Raw genomic sequence first — 4,349 nt, 5'->3', positions numbered from 1 at the left:
AGCCGCAATCTGGCACAACTTCCAGACCGGCCAGGCGGTCAGCCGCTCACTGACCGCCTTCGATCACTGACCGTATTTGGACAGACTCGTCTAGATCAGGGGCGCGGGGAACTGCGCAAAATCCCACGACGCTCCGGTAGCCACCAACGCACGGAAGCGCCCTAGATCAGGGGCGCGGGGAACTGCGCAAAACCCCACGACGCTCCGGCAGCCGCCAACGCACGGAAGGGCCCTAGATCAGGGGCGCGGGGAACTGCGCAAAAAACCACGACGAACCCGCGGCTCAAGACCTGCAGAACCCCCCTACCCCCCAAGCGCCGCATGGCCAACCGCATCGTCTCGAGCCGAACTCCGCGCCCGCCGCGCCGGCCCCCGCCACCCGCAACTGCACCTGGCCACACAGAACCGTCCCTGATCGACGGTAGTCGTGCGGTGCTCTGCCGGACCGGTGGAAATGTCCTGTCGCTCCACTCGGACAAGGTTACCCGCGCGTGACGGGTCCCCGCGGCGGTCGTTAAGCGGAATGGCAGGAGGGCACCGGGACGGACCGGCTGGGGGTACGCAGGTGATGGTGGTGCGGCGGCACGGTCAGCTCGGTGCGGCAATCCTGACGACGGTGGGACTTCTGGTCTGCGGCACGTCGCTCACCGGTTGTTCGGGCAGCGGGGCGGTCGCCGAGGACGGGCGTTCGGGAGCCAGTGCCGTCCAGACGCTCAGACAGGCGGCGGCGACCCTGGTCCACGCCGGCAGTTCTCGGGCGCGTACGTCGATGGAGATGGCGACGGGGGGCACCCGGGTCACCATCCGCGGCGAGGGCGTGTACGACTACCGGGACCGGCTCGGCCGGCTGACGGTGACGCTGCCGCAGGACGCCGCGGGCGCCGAGGAGCACCGGCCCATCACCGAACTGCTGGCCCCGGGCGCCTTGTTCATGAAGAACCGCGGCGCCGGGGTGCCCGCCGACAAATGGGTGCGGGTCGACACGACCACGCTCACCGACGGCAATCTCGTCACGGGAGGCGCCACCGACCCTTACACGGCGGCCGAATTGCTCAGCGGTGTCCGGAAAGTGACATACGTGGGGCAGGCCGAGGTGGCGGACACGCCGGTGCGGCACTACCGCGGGGTCGCCGACATCGGACTCGCGGCCACGAGCGCGTCCGCCGACGTCCGGGGGCCGCTGCGGGCGGCGGCGAAAGGGTTCGCCACGGCCGAGGTCCCGTTCGAGGTCTATCTCGACGCCCAGGGGCGCGTCCGTGAGGTCCGCCATCGGTTCAGCTTCGTGGGTGGCCGCCGGAAGGCCGCGGTCGCCGTGTCCTCGACGATCCTGCTGTACGACTTCGGGGTCCCGGCCGACGTACGGCTTCCGGCGTCCGGGGACATCTACGCCGGGAAGATCGCCGAAGGGTGATGTGCGTGATGTGCGCCGCGAGCGCCGGAGCGCGGTCCGGAAAGTGAGGCGGGTGAGGGGCCGGAAATGGTCCGTCCGTGCCATGCGCGGTGCGTAAGCGCTCCCTACTCTAGGAAGCCGGTGGCGGCAGAAAGAGGTGATGCGCGTGGCTCCGGTCGGCGGTACGGCAGTTCAGGACCACGTGGCCCTCGCCGAGATCGAGCTGTGTGGCGACCTGATGATCGCGGCCTCGGCCGCACACGAGGACCGGCTCAGCCTTGAGAGCATCGATGAGGTCCTGAGGGTGGCGGAGGAGCGGGACGACTCCGAAGAGTAGTCACCCGTTTCCACTCTGCCGCCGGATGTGCCGGATGGCCTGAACGTCACGCTCAGGTACGCAGGAGGCGGCCGATGGCCTTCGTCGCTTCCTCGACCTTCGCGTCAATCTCGGATCCGCCCTTGAGTGCGGCGTCCGCCACGCAGTGGCGCAGATGTTCCTCCAGAAGCTGGAGCGCGAAGGACTGGAGGGCCTTCGTGGAGGCGGAGACCTGCGTGAGTATGTCGATGCAGTAGACGTCCTCGTCGACCATCCGCTGCAGACCGCGGATCTGGCCCTCGATCCTGCGCAGCCGCTTGAGGTGCTCGTCCTTCTGTTTGTGGTAGCCGTGGACACCTCTGTCGTGATCGGTCACCACGGTCCCGGTGTCCTCGGAGGGCGTCGCCGCGCCGGTCTCGGTCGTCATAGCGTCCTCCCGTCGAGGGCCGTGTGGGGATATGAATCCAGCCAGACGGCGTTCGAGTCCCGATTGCCCGTATCACGATACGGACGTATACCCCTGGTGGGTATATGGTAACGAACTTTGCTGGGTATACGGCCCTTGGCCAGAACCTTTGCCGCCCCTGTGCGGCCCCCGTGACGACCACCGCGCCTGATGGGCGACACTGGAGGACGGCCCCTTAGCCGTGGCCGGATGATGCGCTTAGCATCAGCCTGACCGAAACCGAAGCATCCTGAGGACCCCACGTGCGCTTTCGTCTGACCCCCAGGGAGACGAGCTTCTATGACATGTTTGCCGCATCCGCGGACAACATCGTCACGGGCTCGAAACTCCTGATGGAACTGCTCGGGGCGGACTCCTCCGCCCGGGCCGAGATCGCAGAGCGTATGCGGGCCGCGGAACACGCCGGTGACGACGCCACGCACGCGATCTTCCACCAGTTGAACTCCTCTTTCATCACACCCTTCGACCGCGAGGACATCTACTCCCTCGCGTCCTCCCTCGACGACATCATGGACTTCATGGAGGAGGCCGTCGACCTGGTCGTCCTCTACAACGTCGAGGAACTGCCGAAGGGCGTCGAGCAGCAGATCGAGGTGCTGGCACGGGCCGCGGAACTCACGGCCGAGGCGATGCCGAACCTTCGCACGCTGGAGAACCTCACCGAGTACTGGATCGAGGTGAACCGTCTGGAGAACCAGGCGGACCAGATCCACCGCAAACTCCTCGCGCACCTCTTCAACGGCAAGTACGACGCGATCGAGGTACTGAAGCTCAAGCAGATCGTGGACGTGCTGGAGGAGGCGGCGGACGCCTTCGAACACGTGGCCAACACCGTGGAGACCATCGCGGTCAAGGAGTCCTGAGGCGTCCATGGACACCTTCGCTCTGATCCTGACCATTCTGGTCGCGCTGTTCTTCGCGTATACCAACGGTTTCCACGACTCGGCGAACGCCATCGCCACATCGGTGTCGACCCGCGCCCTGACGCCTCGCGCGGCGCTGGCCATGGCCGCGGTGATGAACCTCGCCGGCGCCTTCCTCGGCAGCGGGGTGGCCAAGACCGTCAGTGAGGGCCTGATCCAGACGCCCCAGGGCGGCAGGGGGATGGGCATCCTCTTCGCGGCGCTCGTCGGCGCCATCGTCTGGAACCTGGTCACCTGGTACTTCGGTCTGCCTTCGTCCTCGTCGCACGCGCTGTTCGGGGGACTCGTGGGCGCGGCGCTGGCGGGCGGCACGAGGGTCTACTGGTCCGGGGTCCTGGACAAAGTCGTCACCCCGATGTTCCTGTCGCCGGTGGTCGGCCTGATCGTCGGCTATCTGGTGATGACGGCGATCATGTGGTTCTTCCGCCGGGCCAATCCCCACAAGGCCAAGCGCGGGTTCCGTATAGCGCAGACGGTGTCGGCGGCCGGAATGGCGCTCGGCCACGGCCTCCAGGACGCGCAGAAGACCATGGGTGTCGTGGTGATGGCGCTGGTCATCGCCGACGTCGAGAAGTACGGCGACCCGATCCCGGTGTGGGTGAAGCTCGTCTCCGCGGCGATGCTCTCGCTGGGTACGTACGCGGGGGGCTGGCGCATCATGCGCACCCTCGGGCGCAAGATCATCGAGCTGGACCCGCCTCAGGGGTTCGCGGCGGAGACCACCGGCGCCTCGATCATGTTCGCGACGGCCTTCCTGTTCAAGGCCCCGATCTCCACGACGCATGTCATCACCTCGGCGATCATGGGGGTGGGGGCGACTAAGCGGGTGAACGCCGTGCGGTGGGGTGTCGCGAAGAACATCGTCCTGGGATGGTTCATCACCATGCCGGCCGCGGCGCTGGTCGCGGCGGGCGGCTACTGGCTGATCAACCTGGCGTTCCTGTAGCGGGGGTGTTTCCGCGCAGCTCCCCGCGCCCCTGAAGTGCGCGCTCCGCGCGCGTCAGGGGGGCGTTGTCGGCTGCGGCGCCGTCGTGCCTTCTCGCGCAGTTCCCCGCGCCCCTGAGCAGCGCGCCTTCGCGCGCATCGGGTGCGTCGCCACCTGCGGGTGCGTGGGGCTACTCGCGCAGTTCCCCGCGCCCCTATGCGGCGCGCTTCGCGCGCGCAGCCAGGGCCGCGGGGAACTGCCCGACAAGCCACGCCGCACCCGCAGCCGACAACGCACCCGATGCGCGCGAAAGCGCGCCCTATAGGGGC

At 67.8% G+C, this 4,349-nt stretch carries 5 protein-coding genes; 4 read left to right on the top strand and 1 reads right to left on the bottom strand.

The genetic code is table 11. The features are described from left to right. Positions 1–568 precede the first annotated feature (568 nt). Positions 569–1,411 (top strand): hypothetical protein, encoded by an 843-nt coding sequence (locus ABZ845_RS27790; RefSeq protein ID WP_360984745.1) that lies wholly within the window; start codon positions 569–571, stop codon positions 1,409–1,411. A 139-nt stretch (positions 1,412–1,550) separates the two neighbouring features. Continuing rightward, positions 1,551–1,727 carry a hypothetical protein gene (locus tag ABZ845_RS27785; protein WP_360984736.1) on the top strand — a complete coding sequence of 59 codons (177 nt, stop codon included), beginning with the start codon at positions 1,551–1,553 and terminating at the stop codon, positions 1,725–1,727. 52 nt (positions 1,728–1,779) lie between these two features. Here the strand turns inward: ABZ845_RS27785 and ABZ845_RS27780 are convergent, their stop codons facing one another. Further along, a complete protein-coding gene (locus tag ABZ845_RS27780; RefSeq protein ID WP_360984733.1) occupies positions 1,780–2,133 on the bottom strand; it encodes a metal-sensitive transcriptional regulator in 354 nt (117 codons plus the stop codon). Between the two features lie 281 nt (positions 2,134–2,414). Here ABZ845_RS27780 and ABZ845_RS27775 point away from each other — a divergent pair, with 281 nt between their 5' ends. Both ABZ845_RS27775 and ABZ845_RS27770 read left to right on the top strand, forming a co-directional pair. Further along, positions 2,415–3,035 (top strand): DUF47 family protein, encoded by a 621-nt coding sequence (locus ABZ845_RS27775; protein WP_360984730.1) that lies wholly within the window; start codon positions 2,415–2,417, stop codon positions 3,033–3,035. A gap of 7 nt (positions 3,036–3,042) precedes the next feature. Further along, positions 3,043–4,041 (top strand): inorganic phosphate transporter, encoded by a 999-nt coding sequence (locus ABZ845_RS27770; protein ID WP_360984727.1) that lies wholly within the window; start codon positions 3,043–3,045, stop codon positions 4,039–4,041. Positions 4,042–4,349 lie beyond the last annotated feature (308 nt).

Origin of the sequence: Streptomyces sp. NPDC047022, from assembly GCF_040644155.1 — a bacterium.
Taxonomy (GTDB): domain Bacteria; phylum Actinomycetota; class Actinomycetes; order Streptomycetales; family Streptomycetaceae; genus Streptomyces.
Note: the sequence above shows the minus strand (reverse complement) of the source record. Positions and strands in the feature narration are given on the sequence as shown.